This window comes from Rosistilla ulvae, assembly GCF_007741475.1.
In the GTDB taxonomy this organism is placed as follows: Bacteria; Planctomycetota; Planctomycetia; order Pirellulales; family Pirellulaceae; genus Rosistilla; species Rosistilla ulvae.
In genome coordinates this window covers 1,860,107-1,874,869 of record NZ_CP036261.1, presented here as the reverse complement: position 1 = coordinate 1,874,869, position 14,763 = coordinate 1,860,107, and the positions used below count along the sequence as shown (strand labels likewise).

At 54.4% G+C, this 14,763-nt stretch carries 11 protein-coding genes; 2 read left to right on the top strand and 9 right to left on the bottom strand.

Going from position 1 to position 14,763, the window contains the following annotated elements:
* Positions 1-17: 17 nt before the first annotated feature.
* Both EC9_RS06795 and EC9_RS06790 read right to left on the bottom strand, forming a co-directional pair.
* Entirely contained in the window at positions 18-2,981 is a 2,964-nt protein-coding gene (locus tag EC9_RS06795; protein ID WP_145343477.1) for a type I polyketide synthase, read from the bottom strand.
* Between the two features lie 43 nt (positions 2,982-3,024).
* Positions 3,025-4,419, bottom strand: a complete 1,395-nt coding sequence (locus tag EC9_RS06790) for a putative sodium/potassium/calcium exchanger (protein WP_145343475.1) — start codon at positions 4,417-4,419, stop codon at positions 3,025-3,027.
* Positions 4,420-4,955: 536 nt separating this feature from the next.
* Here EC9_RS06790 and EC9_RS06785 point away from each other — a divergent pair.
* Together EC9_RS06785 and EC9_RS06780 are read left to right on the top strand one after the other, a co-directional pair.
* Positions 4,956-6,518, top strand: coding sequence for a sigma-70 family RNA polymerase sigma factor (locus tag EC9_RS06785; protein WP_145343461.1), 1,563 nt, complete (start codon positions 4,956-4,958; stop codon positions 6,516-6,518).
* Positions 6,519-6,787: 269 nt separating this feature from the next.
* On the top strand, positions 6,788-7,465 hold the full coding sequence (locus EC9_RS06780) for a 3-keto-disaccharide hydrolase (protein WP_145343459.1): 678 nt from the start codon (positions 6,788-6,790) through the stop codon (positions 7,463-7,465).
* A gap of 239 nt (positions 7,466-7,704) precedes the next feature.
* Here the strand turns inward: EC9_RS06780 and EC9_RS06775 are convergent, their stop codons facing one another.
* The 7 genes from EC9_RS06775 to EC9_RS06745 form a co-directional block, all read right to left on the bottom strand.
* The gene (locus EC9_RS06775; RefSeq protein WP_145343457.1) at positions 7,705-8,379 is read right to left on the bottom strand and encodes a sugar transferase; all 675 of its coding nucleotides are present in this window, start codon (positions 8,377-8,379) and stop codon (positions 7,705-7,707) included.
* A gap of 51 nt (positions 8,380-8,430) precedes the next feature.
* Positions 8,431-10,692: a DegT/DnrJ/EryC1/StrS aminotransferase family protein gene (locus tag EC9_RS27240; protein WP_315852317.1), complete on the bottom strand. Its 2,262-nt coding sequence runs from the start codon at positions 10,690-10,692 to the stop codon at positions 8,431-8,433.
* Entirely contained in the window at positions 10,692-11,714 is a 1,023-nt protein-coding gene (locus EC9_RS06765) for a sulfotransferase (RefSeq protein WP_145343455.1), read from the bottom strand. The genes EC9_RS27240 and EC9_RS06765 overlap by 1 nt, the downstream gene beginning before the upstream one ends.
* Positions 11,674-12,318: a sugar transferase gene (locus tag EC9_RS06760; RefSeq protein WP_145343453.1), complete on the bottom strand. Its 645-nt coding sequence runs from the start codon at positions 12,316-12,318 to the stop codon at positions 11,674-11,676. The genes EC9_RS06765 and EC9_RS06760 overlap by 41 nt, the downstream gene beginning before the upstream one ends.
* Positions 12,319-12,358: 40 nt before the next feature.
* The gene (locus EC9_RS06755; protein ID WP_145343451.1) at positions 12,359-13,522 is read right to left on the bottom strand and encodes a glycosyltransferase family 4 protein; all 1,164 of its coding nucleotides are present in this window, start codon (positions 13,520-13,522) and stop codon (positions 12,359-12,361) included.
* A 286-nt stretch (positions 13,523-13,808) separates the two neighbouring features.
* Entirely contained in the window at positions 13,809-14,018 is a 210-nt protein-coding gene (locus tag EC9_RS06750; RefSeq protein WP_145343449.1) for a hypothetical protein, read from the bottom strand.
* Between the two features lie 182 nt (positions 14,019-14,200).
* Complete coding sequence (locus tag EC9_RS06745) at positions 14,201-14,659, bottom strand: ISAs1 family transposase (protein ID WP_261342955.1); 459 nt, start codon at positions 14,657-14,659, stop codon at positions 14,201-14,203.
* Positions 14,660-14,763 lie beyond the last annotated feature (104 nt).

The window sequence follows — 14,763 nt, the reverse complement described above, 5'->3', positions numbered from 1 at the left end:
TCGAGACAGTTCTTTGATTAGGTGCGTCGTGTTTGGTTTAGCAGCGCCATCTGTTGGTTCATCAACTGCATCTGCTGTTGGATCACCGTTTGGGCAACGCTGGTCGTGTGAGTTGGTAAAGGTTGTTGCGGAACCGCCGTGGCGGCCTGTTGGGCGACCGGCGGTTCGGCAGCCACTTTCGCGGCCGGTTGCGGCGACGGTTGTGGTTGCGGTTTGGGATCCGATGTCGCTGGCTTTTCGGTCGACGCAGCAAGACTCTGTTCGCGATCGGTTTTGCCACGCTGCAAGTCGGTTTCGAACGAATACCGTTGGCGTTCAAAGCGATACATAGGCAAGTGTAATCGCGACCTCAATTCGCCCGCGTAGACTTTTGTCCAATCGAGCGTTACGCCTTGTTGCCACAACCGTCCAATCGTTGTAACCGTAAACCTTGTGTCGGTCGCCGTCTGGCTGACATGAGGCAACGACGAAAGCACATGTTGGCGGTTCGTGTCCAACGGTTGCTGCCGCGCCAAGGTGCTCAAGGCTTGGTTGGGGCCAACTTCCAAGAGGACCAAATCGCCCGAATGCTGTGCGATCAATGCGGCCAAGGCGTCGGAGAAGCGAACCGGTTCGCGAATCTGACGCGCCCAATAGACCGGATCGGTCGCGGTGGCGGCATCCATCGGCAGCGCCGTCACCGAAGAAACGATCGGGATCGTCGGCGGATGCAACTCGATTTTTCGGACTTCCTGTTCGAACGGTTCGATCGCCGCGTCCATCATGCGGGAATGGAATGCGTGAGAGGTTCGCAGCGTGCGACAGGCGATGCCTTCGCCGTGCCGGCCCGCTTCGATCTCGGCGGCGAAAGCCGTGACGGCTTCGCTTGGGCCCGAAACGACACAGAACGCGGGGCCGTTGATCGCCGCAATCTCGAGCGATTCTGACAGCAACGGCTGCAAACGCTCCTCTGACAATTGGACCGCCATCATCGAACCCGCTGGCAGCGACTGCATCAACCGGCCCCGAAGGGCTACCAATCGAGCGGCATCTTCCATCGACATCACGCCGGCCAAGGCGGCGGCGGCGAATTCGCCAACGCTGTGCCCGATCAGCGTCGTCGGCTGGACGCCTAACGATTGCCACCATTTTCCCAACGCCCAAGAGATCATGAAGAGCGCCGGTTGGGCGATTTCAGTTTGATCCAAGCGATCGGTCGGCGGGGCGTCGGCGGCGGGAAAGACGAGCGTGCGAAGGTCGAGATCCAGATGCGGCGTCAAGCATTCTGCACAGGCATCGAGATGTTCAGCGAAGACCGGTTCGGTTTCGTAGAGGGCGCGGGCCATGTCGATGTGCTGCGATCCCTGGCCGGGGAACAGGAACGCAATCGGTGTCGCGGTGGCGCGATTGTCGACGGTCGGCGCCTGCTTGGGGCTGCGCGAGCGGAGCGTTTCAACAGCTTCGGCCAGGTCGCTGGCAACGACGACACGTTTGTGGCGGAACGTCTTGCGACCAACTTGCAGCGTGTGGCTGACGTCGGCCAGATTCAGATCGTTGTTGTCGGCAAGGTGTTGCGCCAAGTCGTCGCTCATTTGATCGAGCGCTGCCAGCGAGCGAGCCGATAGTCGGATCAGATGACAGGGACGCGGCGACGCCAGCGATTCGGAAGCGGGAGCTTCCTCGATCACCAAGTGGGCATTGGTTCCACCGACACCAAAGGCGCTGACCCCGGCGCGGCGCGGCCCCGTCGGGGATTCCCAGTCGGTCAGTTTGTCGTTGACGATGAAGGGGCTGTTGGCGAAATCGATCTTAGGGTTGGGCGATTTGAAATGCAGCATCGGCGGGATCTGACGGTGCCGCAGCGCCAGACTGGTTTTGATCACGCTGCTGACGCCCGCCGCGACATCCAGGTGCCCGACGTTGGTTTTCAGCGATCCGATTCGGCAGAACTGCTTCTTGTCGGTCGTCTCGCGAAACGCTTCGGTGAGCGCGTTGACTTCGATCGGATCGCCGACCAGAGTGCCGGTGCCGTGAGCTTCGACGTAGCTGATCGTATCGGCGGTGATCCCCGCGCGGCGATGGGCCAGTTTGATCGCTGTCGATTGTCCGGAGACGCTCGGCGCGGTGTAGCCCATTTTATCGCCGCCGTCGTTATTGACTCCCCAGCCGCGGATCACGGCATAGATGTCGTCGCGATCGGCGATCGCATCGCTCAACCGTTTCAGCACGACGGCACCAACTCCGTCGCCAAAGATCGTCCCGCAGGCGTCGGCGTCGAAGGTGCGACACGATCCATCGGGTGAAAGGATCGAGTCTTCGGTGTGCAGATACCCCTGCTGCTGCGGAAACGTGACGGTCACTCCGCCGCTGATCGCCATGTCACACGAACGGGCCATCAGGTTTTCGCAAGCTTGCGAGATCGCCACCAGCGAAGTCGAACAAGCCGACTGAACGGCGACGCTTGGGCCACGTAAGTTCAATTGGTAGGCGACTCGCGTGGCGAGATAGTCTTTGTCGTTGGAGATCTCCGCGGTCAAGCTGCCGCCGGGATACGAATCGGCCAACGACTCGCGGAACTCCGCATCGGCAGCCAGTCGCGTGAAGATGTAAGTGTTCATGTGGCAACCGGCAAACACACCGACGCGGCCGGGAGCTGCATCGGGGACGTAGCCGGCGTTTTCCATCGCGTGCCAGGCCATCTCCAAGAACAAGCGATGCTGCGGATCCATGTCGACAGCTTGCTTGGGATAGATGCCGAAGAACTGGGCGTCGAAGAAGTCGGCGTCTTTGACGACCGCGGCTCGCGGAACGTAATTCGGATGCGACGGCAGGCTGCTGTTCGGGTTGTGCCCCGCCGGGACGTCGGTTACGCCGCTGAGTCCCGCCGCCAGATTGTTCCAGAACGTTGGAGCATCGTCCGCGCCAGGAAACCGCCCGGCGAGACCAATGATGGCAACAGCTTCGGTTGCTTGAGCGGAGTGTGGTTCCGAATCATTGTTCATATTTCCGGGTGGATCCTGATGCGAAAAGAGAAAATAGGTCTAGTTAAATCGATCGGCTGATCTTGCCAGCGGAACGTTGGGATTTGGATACCTTCGCATTGGCGTACCAATTTCCATGCTTCCCATGACTGGCATGCTTTCGGTGAACTCCGTGTCCTCGAGAATGACTTTTGCCATGCTGCCCCTGATGATTCCGGGTGGCGTAACTCTCGTTTTGAACAGCGGTCGATGCCGAGGCGCTGGCCGTTGCCTGAGCCTCATCGCTCGATGTTGTCTCCTGAGTAACGACGGCATCTTGGTCGACGGTTGCCGTTGCGTCGCTGGTTTCGGTTTCACCGGCAACGCCAGACGAACCATCCGACTCACAATATAGAACGTCGCTCGAACCGCTCGCGCCAGCATCACCTTCGGCCACTAACACTTGACTGTCGTCCGCAGCCTCAGCTTCGCCCGATCCGTCGTCGACAGCAACCTCACCGGCAGCGCTCTCATCGCTCGCGACGGTCCCGTCTTCCGCATCAGCTGAAGCGGTTTCGGAGACCAAGACTTCGCTGTCGTCAGTGGTTTCGGTTCCGCCCGAACCGTCGTCGGCCACAACCTCACCATCGGCGCTCTCATCGCCCGCGACCGACTCGCCTTCCGCATCGGCGGAACCGGTTTCGGAGACCAAGACTTCGCTGCCGTCAGTGGTTTCGGTTTCGCCCGATCCGTCGTCGGCCACAACCTCACCATCGGCACTCTCATCGCCCGCGACAGTCGCGTCTTCCGCATCGGAGGTTTCGGCTTCAGAGACCAAGACTTCGCTATCGTCGGTGGTTTCGGTTTCGCCCGATCCGTCGTCGGCCACAACCTCACCATCGGCACTCTCATCGCCCGCGACGGTCCCGTCTTCCGCATCGGCGGATTCGGTTTCAGAGACCAAGACTTCACTGTCGTCAGTGGTTTCGGTTTCGCCCGATCCGTCATCGGCCACAACCTCACCATCGGCACTCTCATCGCCCGCGACAGTCGCGTCTTCCGCATCGGCGGAATCGGTTTCGGAGACCAAGACTTCGCTGTCGTCAGCGGTTTCGTTTTCGCCCGATCCGTCGTCGACAGCAACCTCACCATCGGCGCTTTCATCGCCCGCGACAGTCGCGTCTTCCGCATCGGAGGAATCGGTTTCGGACGCAACGACCTGACTGTCATCAGCCGAAGTTTCTTGTGTTTCGTCTGCGTTTGATCCATCTTGGGCGGCGCGCGCACAAACAACAGCCGAGGTGGAGGCCTGAGTTTCCGTGGTTTCTTCAGCTGCTTGTTCGCTGCTTGTTTCGCCCGACTCCTGGCTAGAACTGGTCGACTGCGCCGAGCCCCAGGCCGACGCGCTCAATAGCGTGCGTGGCTCGAGCGTTTCACTGTTTGCGCGACGGAGTCGGTTATTGCGTTTGGAGAAATTCATTGTTTTGGATCTTGTAACGTAAATGGGGAGCGAATCCGCCTCCATGCACACAGAATTATCCAGGCCTCTTGCGATGTCGCCATCTTGGTTACCGATGCTTGGTAATCCTAAAAATATGGGGACGATCGCCACGTTTTTTCCGAAAAAGAGGGTGATACAGGTTAGAACGCGTTGGAACTTGCTGTTCCCACACGGCCATCTTCTCGGGGGGCATTGCTGCAGCCCCTGTAGCTACTCAGTCGTCTTGGGGAACGGTGGTGGCCATTCCAACGATTCCCAATCGAACCTCCGTTTTCACTGATGCGGGTGATGTTTTGTGTCACCACGGCGAAATCGAAGTGGTGAAATCGCAACGTTTTCGTTGCATCGGGGCATCAAAAGAATTCTCGTCGATTGCTGGAACATTTCCCTAACCCCTGACATCTAAGGGACTTAGACAACTTGAATGGCTCTATTCCGTGCGTCTGGCACCCCGAGTGCTTTTGTCACCCTGCGTCCCACACACGATCCAACGCACCGGGAGAGAGGAAAACACCATGGCGAAGAAAAGCACCCGCAGCCGCAACGACAACTTGGACTTCATCGACGAAACCGAAGAGTTCACCAGCAGGGCCACATCGGATGACCTAAGCGAAGAGAATGAAGATCGCGATGATAGCGGCGATCTGGTTTCGGAAGTTGAAACCGACACGATCGACGACCCCGTGCGAATGTACCTGATGCAGATGGGTCAGATCCCGTTGCTGACACGCGACGAGGAAGTGGAAGCCGCGATCAACATCGAAGAAACGCGTGAAAAGTATCGCCACTGGATGCTGGCCACCGATTTCATCCTGCAAGGGGCCTGCAAATTGTTGGAACAAGTTCGCGATGGCCAATTGCGACTCGACCGAACGATCGAGGTCAGCGTGACCAACGCGATCGGCAAACGAGACATATTGCGTCGCATCGGCCCCAACGTCCAAACGATTCGCCACCTGCTGTCGTTGAATCGCGCCGACTACCTCACCGCAATCAGCGTTCGCAACAGCGAAGCGACACGGCGAGCCGCTTGGAAGAAACTGGTACAACGTCGCAACAAGATCGTTCGACTTGTAGAAGAGATGGATCTTCGCACCAACCGCCTGCAGCCGTTGTTTGAAAAACTGGCCGACATCAACTCGCGAATGCAAGAGATCCAAGCACAACTACTGCAACCATCGGTTGAGGATATGCCGGGCGTTCGGTCGCATGCCGAACTTCGCAAAGAGTTGCACTACTTGATGCGTTTGACTTTTGAAAGCTCGGCAACGCTGAACCGTCGCGTCGTCCGAACCGAAGCTCACCGCGAACATTACGATGCAGCCAAACGCGTGTTGTCGGCTGGCAATCTGCGTCTGGTCGTTTCGATCGCCAAGAAGTATCGCAACCGTGGACTCAGCTTCTTGGATCTAATTCAAGAAGGGAACACCGGTTTGATGCGAGCTGTCGACAAGTTTGAGCACGCCCGCGGATATAAGTTCAGCACTTACGCGACGTGGTGGATTCGCCAAGCGATCACACGAGCGATCGCCGACCAGAGCCGCACGATCCGTGTGCCGGTTCACATGATCGACACGATGAACAAAGTCCGTCAGATCACTCGCGACCTGGTGCAAGAATTCGGACGCGAACCGATGGCAGAAGAGATTGCCGATCGAGCTGGATTGTCGCTGGACGACGCTCGCGTGATCTTAAAGATGAGTCGCCAACCACTTTCGTTGGACCAACCGTTGGGAGATCACGAGGACAGTGCGTTTGGTGAGTTTTTGGAAGATTATCGCGACGACGATCCGTTGCACGAAACCAATCGCGATGCCCTGAAAGAACAGATCGAACAAGCGATGGAGACGTTGAACTACCGCGAACGCGAAATCTTGCGTCTGCGTTACGGTTTGGCCGACGGCTACACCTACACATTGGAAGAGGTCGGCAAGATCTTCCAAGTGACTCGTGAACGCGTCCGTCAGATCGAGAGCAAGGCGGTTCGAAAGCTGCAACAACCTTATCGTTCGAGCTCGCTGATCAGCTTTGTCGATGGCATCGATCCAATCTTGGTCGAACAATCGGCTTCGAAATAGAAATCAAAAGCGAATCGCTCAAGAGGGTTTCATTTCAAACGCCCTCTCGTCAACTCTCCTTTCCCGGAACGTGCCACGTCTGCTTGTGGGACAACATTGCAGGCGTGGCCGCTTTCTTTTCTTCCAGCCTTGGATTGCCAGGGCGGATCTATCACAATGGTCATCTCGTCGTTCCCGTTACGGTTACTGAGTTTCGACTCGGTAACCATCATAAAAACGGGCGACTTATCGACTCCCCTTGATTCCCTCAACACAAGAGTATTTCCATCATGCGAAAACTGTTCACCTCCGCCTTCCTGTTGATGCTCGCCACCTGCAGCGTCGCACCCACAACCGCCTCGGCGGATGACGGCTGGGTATCGTTGTTCGACGGCAAATCGTTGTCCGGCTGGACCCAGAAAAATGGCACCGCCACGTACGCGGTTGAAGACGGGACGATCGTTGGCCGAACCGCCGTGGGCAGCCCCAATTCGTTTTTGTGCAGCGACAAAGACTACGGAAACTTTGAACTCGAGTTTGAAGTCAAGGTCGACAAGGGCTTGAACTCCGGAGTGCAAATTCGTTCACAAACAAAGGAACAAGCGGATAATAAAAAGGGTTTTGGGCGGGTCAACGGACCTCAAGTTGAAATTGAAAGCGGACCGGCCGAAGCGGGTTATGTTTACGGTGAAGCGACCGGCCGCGGTTGGTTGACTCCTGCAGAACGGCTCAAGCCACACGACCACTTCGACAACGAAGGTTGGAATAAATTCCGGATCGTCGCCAATGGACCGCGGATCCAAACTTGGATCAACGGCGAGATGATCGAAGACTTGACCGACAAACCAATCTTTGAAACACACTCCAGCGGTTTCATCGGCCTGCAAGTTCACGGGATCGGCAAAGACAAAGGTCCCTACAAAGTTGCCTGGCGCAACATCCGCGTCAAAGAACTCGCAGGAAAATAAACCCGGCCTAGTGATGCCCCGTGTTAAGATTCCGCGGCAGCGAATAAGAGTGCTGCCGCTCGCTGTCTTCTGCGAGGCGTTTCAACGTGCAGGGCCGGCGAAGGAACGCGGCGTTGGCAGCTATGCCGAGAGAGTCGCACGAACAAGTCACTCGCGGCAATGATCCGCGAGGCCTAGTTCGGCGAGAATTGTAGAGAGACCGAGGCAGTGTCGGTCGTCAGGGATCAAGAGATCCGATCTTACGCAACGGTTTGGCCAGCCGTCGCGTCCGCACCAGCGCTGCCATCGTGATGGCTACATGCCACCGGTTTCTGGTTGCCGCGAAATTTGGGCATCGTCGCGTGTTCCGCAGCGCTGATGCCATCGCGTCGCACCACTTTCCAGATAGTTAAGAACAAGATGTGTAGGTCGAGCCAAAACGATTGATGGTCGACGTACCAAACATCCAAGACAAACTTCTGGTCCCAATCGATGGCATTGCGTCCGTTGACCTGCGCCCATCCGGTGATACCAGGTTTCACAAGATGCCGCCGCGCCTGCTCGGGGTTGTAGCGAGGAAGATATTCCAACAGTAGCGGGCGTGGTCCCACGAGATTCATCTCACCGCGGATCACATTCCACAGCGCTGGCAGTTCGTCGATACTGGCCGCTCGCAGCAGTCGCCCCAACCGCGTCATCCGCTGGTCGTCGGACAGCGGATTCCCATTGGCATCCGTTGCATCACGCATCGTACGGAATTTAAGTAGCGTGAACGGCGTGCCATCCAATCCGGTTCTCGGTTGCCGGAACAGAACCGGAGCTCCCAAAAATGCAGCGATCAACAGGCTGATCGTGGCCAGAAAAGGCGCGAACAGAATTAGCAATACGATCGCAGTGCCGCGATCGAACAGCGATCGAATGAATCTACGCCTCATCTGTCAGTGAGTTTACAGGACAGTCTTTTGCCAGAGTCACCATTGGATCGATCATCTCTTGTTGCCAACAACTCCATTGACAACTGGCTTCTCAACGCTTGCTGCACCGCGATGCTGACTGCGAACCACCTTCACCACTCGATGCAAATCAGATTCGGTGAGACTCGATCCGCTGGGCAGACAGAGTCCGTTCTGAAACAGTGATTCGGAGACACCATTGGTCATTGCGTCACACCCCGCAAAGGCCGGCTGCAAATGCATCGGCTTCCAAACCGGGCGGGCTTCGATATTTTCAGCTTCCAGCGCCAAGCGAATCTCTTCACGATTGGCGCCAAAAACCTCGGGATCGACAGTGAAACTCGTAAGCCAACGAGTCGACAGAAAATCGTCCGGTTCCGGCATGAATTCGATCCCGGGCAAGTCGCCCAATTGCTCTCGATAGAACTCAAAGTTCTGACAGCGAGCTTTCACGCGATCATCCAGGACTCGCAACTGCCCGCGACCTACAGCAGCTAACAGATTGCTCATCCGATAGTTGTAACCGACCTCGGTATGTTCGTAATGCGCCGCGGGCTGCCGCGCCTGAGACGCGAGATATCGAGCCCGATCGGCCCAGTCTTTTCGCTTGCAAACCAGCATCCCGCCGCCGCTTGTCGTGATGATTTTGTTTCCGTTGAACGAAAAGCAAGCGATGTCGCCAAACGTCCCCGCCGGGCCCCCTTGATACATCGCCCCCAGCGCCTCGGCCGCATCTTCGATGACAGGGATTTCGTAGAATCGAGCCAACTTCAATATCGGTTCATAGTCCGCACACTGACCATTCACATCGACAACGATCATCGCTTTGGGCAACTCACCCGCCTTGGCAGCCCGTTCAAGCTCTGCCCCCAACAAATCGGGGTCCATATTCCAAGTCGCCCGTTCGCTGTCGATAAACACCGGCTTCGCACCCACATAAGTAATCGCGTTGGCAGTCGCAGCAAAGGTCAACGACGAAGCGAGCACGCGATCCCCAGCCCCAACGTCGAGCAACCGCAAAGCCAAATGCAACGCCGCCGTCCCACTCGACAGCGCCACCGCATGCTCCACCTGTACTTTCGCGGCAAACTCCCGCTCAAACGCATCGACATGCGGCCCCAACGGCGCAATCCAATTGGAATCAAAAGCATCCAACAACAGGTTGCGTTCGTTCGTCGACATTTGAGGCGAAGACAAATAGACACGTTCAGAAACGGATTGATCAGTAAGCATGGGATCGACTCGCGGCCGGCTTCGATACAAAGGAAAGATATCCGAGCGAAGATCATCAATATTGCAAGCGTGGGAATAGGCGTGATTCGCTACAAGTTGATCGTAAACTTGCTGATCTAGGACAGATCTGCCGATGTAAAACGGAATCGACTGACCACCGAAACTTCGTTTAAATTTATACATGCCGTCACCCACTGACATGCCGCCACCGATGTGAAGATAATCAAAACACTCTTGCTCACATCCCCATCGGATCAGTCCGTCGTACGCAAGATTGCCTGCGCCTTCTCGAAGTGCTGAAGACTGGCTTCCTACCAAATGAAGGTGTAGTAGACGGTCATATTCGAAGAAAACACCTGACACCTGGACTTGCTGCTGAGAGTCCAACACCTCCAAAATTTTAAAGCGAGAACCAAATCCGTCCACCAAACGCTGGAAATATCTATCATTGAACAAATAGTAGTCGGAAGCGCCTACTCGTTTCATTGTATCCGTGTAAAGCCTTCGGAAAGTCGATCCCGTCGCAACATCCATCGACTCTGAGTTTCGACACTGCCAAGTGTATCCTTGCCGAATAGCTTTACGAGTTTTTGTGCGATTACGACTTTCGGCGTTGCCCCAGCAACTTTCGTATCCATTGAAAAGCGGAATGCGAATGGTTTGGTTATGCTCACGGACGACTATCGCACTATCGCTTTGAATTAAACTTTCGGCACCGGGAACTAAAGATCCGATTCTTTGAAATTCCGCAATGCATCCACGTTCGCGGAGGACTTCTTGCACTTGAAATCGAAACTCTCTCCATTCAGCAACCGTCGTGTCGCTCGCGCCCCAAGTGCCGGCGTAACCGTAGGGTGACACAATATCAAAATACGCGTCATCGGAGGTTGGGCGTCTAAGGAACGGATAAAGAATTACGCCCTCCTTCCAGACAGCAACTTCCCAGGACGCCTGATCGCTCGCCTCAACGGCGTGGCCATACTGCGGAGAGAAATACACATCTGGAAACCGCAAGTCTGCAACGGTCGCCTGCTGGACAGAGAGAAACTCTAAAGTGGTCATTAGCTAACGCTTTCTTGATTGTCGCGGATCTCATCGAACGCTGCCTGAAGCTTCACAATATCTCCAACATCTGCATCGTTGGAAGGCTTGCTTTCACGCTGTGCCAATATCGATAGACTGCGCCGTTTTATGGTTGCATCGAGCCCTTGCGCCTTCAGAAAGATTCGATCCAACTCACTATTTGGATCACTACACAACATGGCATAGTCGACTAAGGCCCAACGTGACACATCGATATCATTGAGTTGCTGTTCGATACGTGAGTTCACGAAATAGACTTGAGCAGCAACCTGTTGATGCACCGTTGGAAAATCATTGGTGCTGCATGCCTTAGGCCGTAGACCTACCCATTCATCCAAAGACGCAGCGTAGTCACGTCGTGTCTTCAAGAGCGAAAGAGCGTTCTCCAGCAAGTCACGCCGAATCCAAACGAACAACGACTTCTCCATCACCTCGCTGAATTTCTTGAGATGCCACGCCACCAGGAATGACTTAAACAGCATTGGACCATCATTGGCGTTTAACATGCTTGCTTGAACGGCTTTCACCCGGTTCCAATCAATCGCTTTTTCGTGGGATTCACACGGCTCAGACATGTCTGAGTAGCCAAGCAATTCACGCCAAAACCGTCCGAATTCATGAGGCTCACCGATGGCGTTTGTCTGGCCAAAATCGGATCGCAAGTTAGATTCAAACTGATAGCGATTCAGCTTTCTCGCTAGGCGAATTCCATACGCTGGAGCAAGCCAGAACGCTGCGGAAAGGTTATTGATGAAGCCCACATTAAACTCACTGGCAACCAGTTGTGTCAGCAAAGTCGTTCCAGATCGCGGGGAACCGATAACGTGAATCGTTGCATGCTTTTCGCAGGCTGGTTCTATCAAATGAGCATCGTGTGCTGGCTTCAACAACTGATTGAGTTCCTGCAAGAAAAGCTCATCGTCGGATTGAGCTGAATACTTTGCTTTTATCTGCATTACGTTATTCAGATGCTTGTTGCGAAGCAGATTTTGGTAAGTCATCGACGTCTAGAGGATTGCGGTCCGCAACAAAACCATCGCCTCGAATGACCACGTAAAACGTCTTTAAAATTATCAACAGGTCAAGAACAAGGGAAAAATGGTCCACATATTGAACGTCAAGTTCTAACCTCCTTGTCCAGGGTAGCGTATTACGACCGTTGACCTGTGCTAGGCCAGTAATTCCTGGCCGGACCTCGAAACGTCGGCGTTGAAAATCGTCGTAACGCTGCCAATGAGATGGCAACACAGCGCGTGGCCCAACAAACGAAACTTCTCCCCGAACAACATTGATTAGCTGTGGCAATTCGTCGATGCTGAGTCTGCGTATAATTGAGCCAACCCGCGTGATTCGATTCCCGCTGGGCATACCATCGTTACATAGTAATTGCTCATCAGCATCAACGACCATGGATCGAAACTTCCAAATACTAAACGGCTTCGCCCCCCCGCCCAAACGCTGCTGTCGGAAGAACACTGGCCCTCCATCATCAATCTTGATCGCTACCGCGACAATTGCAAAAAGTGGCAGCAACACAGCTAGTGCGATAAGAGAGACACCAAAATCAAGTATGGATTTCAGCTGTCTTTGAATCGTTCGAAACATCTCGATGTTCGTGTTTGCGGGCAGAGCTTAGGGAAGTTAATCAAGAATCTCTTGAAACGGAAACGGTTTTCGATACCGGCTCAACGCCCACGAACCAATCAACGTAGTTTCGCCAAACGTCATCCTGGTGGAAGTTTTCTAGAACCCACTGCCGCCCTGCGACTCCATGGGACAACCGCGATCGTGAATCATCAACATATTTCATCACACAATTATTGAACTGCATTTGATCGCCAAAAGGGACCAACATCCCCGTAACGCCGTGTTGAATCGCATCGGTGCATCCATCAACATCAAATGCAACGGTCGGAACGTTCATCAGCGCAGCCTCCAAAGGGGCTTTGGGAAAGCCTTCGCGATATGTCGGAAACAACAAGACGTCCATCACGGCGTACATCACCTCCATATCGCGACGAAACCCCACCAATCGCACGTTGGGATGCTCGGCTAAATATTTCCGATCCTCTTCGTTCACCCGATCGAGCTCTTCAAACTTCCCCAAGACCAACAAATAGGCATCCGGACGTGCCTCAACGATTTCCTTGAAACACGCGACAAGATTCGCGATACCTTTGTCGCGCACCAGGCGCCCAACAAATCCTAGTACTGTAGCCTCTAAAGGTATATCTAATTCTTTACGTATTAAATCCGTGCGTTCAGACTCTCGAATTTGATAATCAAATCTGTTCGCACAAACGCCATTCGATGTGCCATTGCCCAGAACAATCAGTTTGCTTGGATCAGCAAGCCGCAATTGCGCATACCGCTTTCGCAAGCTATCGCTAACACAAAGGATTTCGGTTGCACTATGCGATGCCAACCTTTCAGCGAACACAAGCAACTTGCGCTTAATCCCAACTGTAGTGGCAAGCCGAAGCCCTTTGAGAAGGTAAATTCGCCGCGGGACTCTAGCAAACCAACTAGCGAGCATACCTAACAGAGCAGCCTTCGGTGTTCCCGCGATAACAATTCCTGGCTGTTGCTGTACAAGCATCCTCCAAAGTCTATACAACGCGACAACATCACGCCAAGGGGAAACCTCACGTTCCATACGGACAGCCAATCCTTGGACGCCCTCACGCAAGGCGGAATAGTCGAGATCATCGCCAGGTGACGACACTACAATCACATCGCAACCGCTGTATTGCTGAACATAACGAAGCTGTCCTTCAAGCGAACCACGGACTGTCTCTGGGACAGTCATTATATATATTAGTTTCACCACAAACTACTTCCATCCATCAATTTGACCCTCAGAGCAATCGCACGTACAAACCTCGCTAAAACCGACATTGATGGCATCATGAACGATGTCGTCTTTACCCGCACGGAGTCATTTGCCGCGAATCGAGCCTTGCAGCGTTTTGTCCTGCTGCAACATGGTCAGCGCCATTCGGCGAAATGCAACGGAGATTTATGGCGAAGTGCCCGCGCGAATTCGAGTGGCGTCTTCGGATACCGTTCCATCCCAAAGGTAGTGTCCACTGTTCTCAACTTTCCAGTGAACCCGATTCCACCGGCTCATCGTTTTTCACCTTGGGCGGCAGACTGCTAATGAAGTACGTCGCCTCGAAATGCCTCACATCGCCATCGCCACGGACGCGGAAGATCATTTCACAGTCAGCAAAGCGCGGTTCGTCTGGAACGGAACTTGTGTAGTGCTCACGGCGCTCGTCGCGACCACGCGATGTTTCCACCATTACATGCTTGCGTAATCCTCCTACGCTATACCGCTACTCATCATGCTCAAGTAACAGTTCTAACAATGGAGTCGCAAGATTTTTTTGGTTACCTTTGTCCGTCAGGATATAGTCCGCATCTGCGGCGACAATCCGCCTGGCGGTCTCTTCCTAGCCGTGATCGCGTCTAGCGTGACCACAGATCAAGAAAGGTTGAGCAAATCGAGACATGGAGGAACGGCAAGGACTTCGTTGCATTTATCGCCGACTGACATTTGCCGTAGCACCAGCTTTGTATCGATGGAGAAGGCAGTAATAGTATGTAATGGGCCCGTGCCCGCAGCGTGATCAAATGGGCTACGCAAGACTTTCCCGTCGATGGCAACTCCTTTGTCTCGCATCGAACTGGAAAAATGATCGGCCCAATGATGCTTCGCCGTGAGAAACTCTCCGGTGCCGAGGTTCGAGATGACGCGGCCAAACGTATCGTGACTGTGGATTCCATTTTCGAGTTTGCCATAGCATCGAAACAAATCGATTTTTGCCTTCGCAAAACGTTTCACATTTAGCCAGCCGTTCGCCCCACAGACCGCAGCGGTCACCGTGATGAAGATTATTCCCACGAGATCATAGTTGTGGCCACGATCAACGCGCGGATCGATTATGTTTCAAAGGCATTTTGAAACAATTGCAACTGCGTCAGACATCGACAAACACCTCCACGAAGGAGCGACAATGCTGATCGTCGAAGCATCTTGACTCATCC

What these genes read in the sequence shown, in the direction of transcription:
- EC9_RS06795 (WP_145343477.1), bottom strand. Translation starts at nt 2,981, where the DNA reads ATGAACAATGATTCGGAACCACACTCCGCTCAAGCAACCGAAGCTGTT.
- EC9_RS06790 (WP_145343475.1), bottom strand. Translation starts at nt 4,419, where the DNA reads ATGAATTTCTCCAAACGCAATAACCGACTCCGTCGCGCAAACAGTGAA.
- EC9_RS06785 (WP_145343461.1), top strand. Translation starts at nt 4,956, where the DNA reads ATGGCGAAGAAAAGCACCCGCAGCCGCAACGACAACTTGGACTTCATC.
- EC9_RS06780 (WP_145343459.1), top strand. Translation starts at nt 6,788, where the DNA reads ATGCGAAAACTGTTCACCTCCGCCTTCCTGTTGATGCTCGCCACCTGC.
- EC9_RS06775 (WP_145343457.1), bottom strand. Translation starts at nt 8,379, where the DNA reads ATGAGGCGTAGATTCATTCGATCGCTGTTCGATCGCGGCACTGCGATC.
- EC9_RS27240 (WP_315852317.1), bottom strand. Translation starts at nt 10,692, where the DNA reads ATGACCACTTTAGAGTTTCTCTCTGTCCAGCAGGCGACCGTTGCAGAC.
- EC9_RS06765 (WP_145343455.1), bottom strand. Translation starts at nt 11,714, where the DNA reads ATGACTTACCAAAATCTGCTTCGCAACAAGCATCTGAATAACGTAATG.
- EC9_RS06760 (WP_145343453.1), bottom strand. Translation starts at nt 12,318, where the DNA reads ATGTTTCGAACGATTCAAAGACAGCTGAAATCCATACTTGATTTTGGT.
- EC9_RS06755 (WP_145343451.1), bottom strand. Translation starts at nt 13,522, where the DNA reads ATGACTGTCCCAGAGACAGTCCGTGGTTCGCTTGAAGGACAGCTTCGT.
- EC9_RS06750 (WP_145343449.1), bottom strand. Translation starts at nt 14,018, where the DNA reads ATGGTGGAAACATCGCGTGGTCGCGACGAGCGCCGTGAGCACTACACA.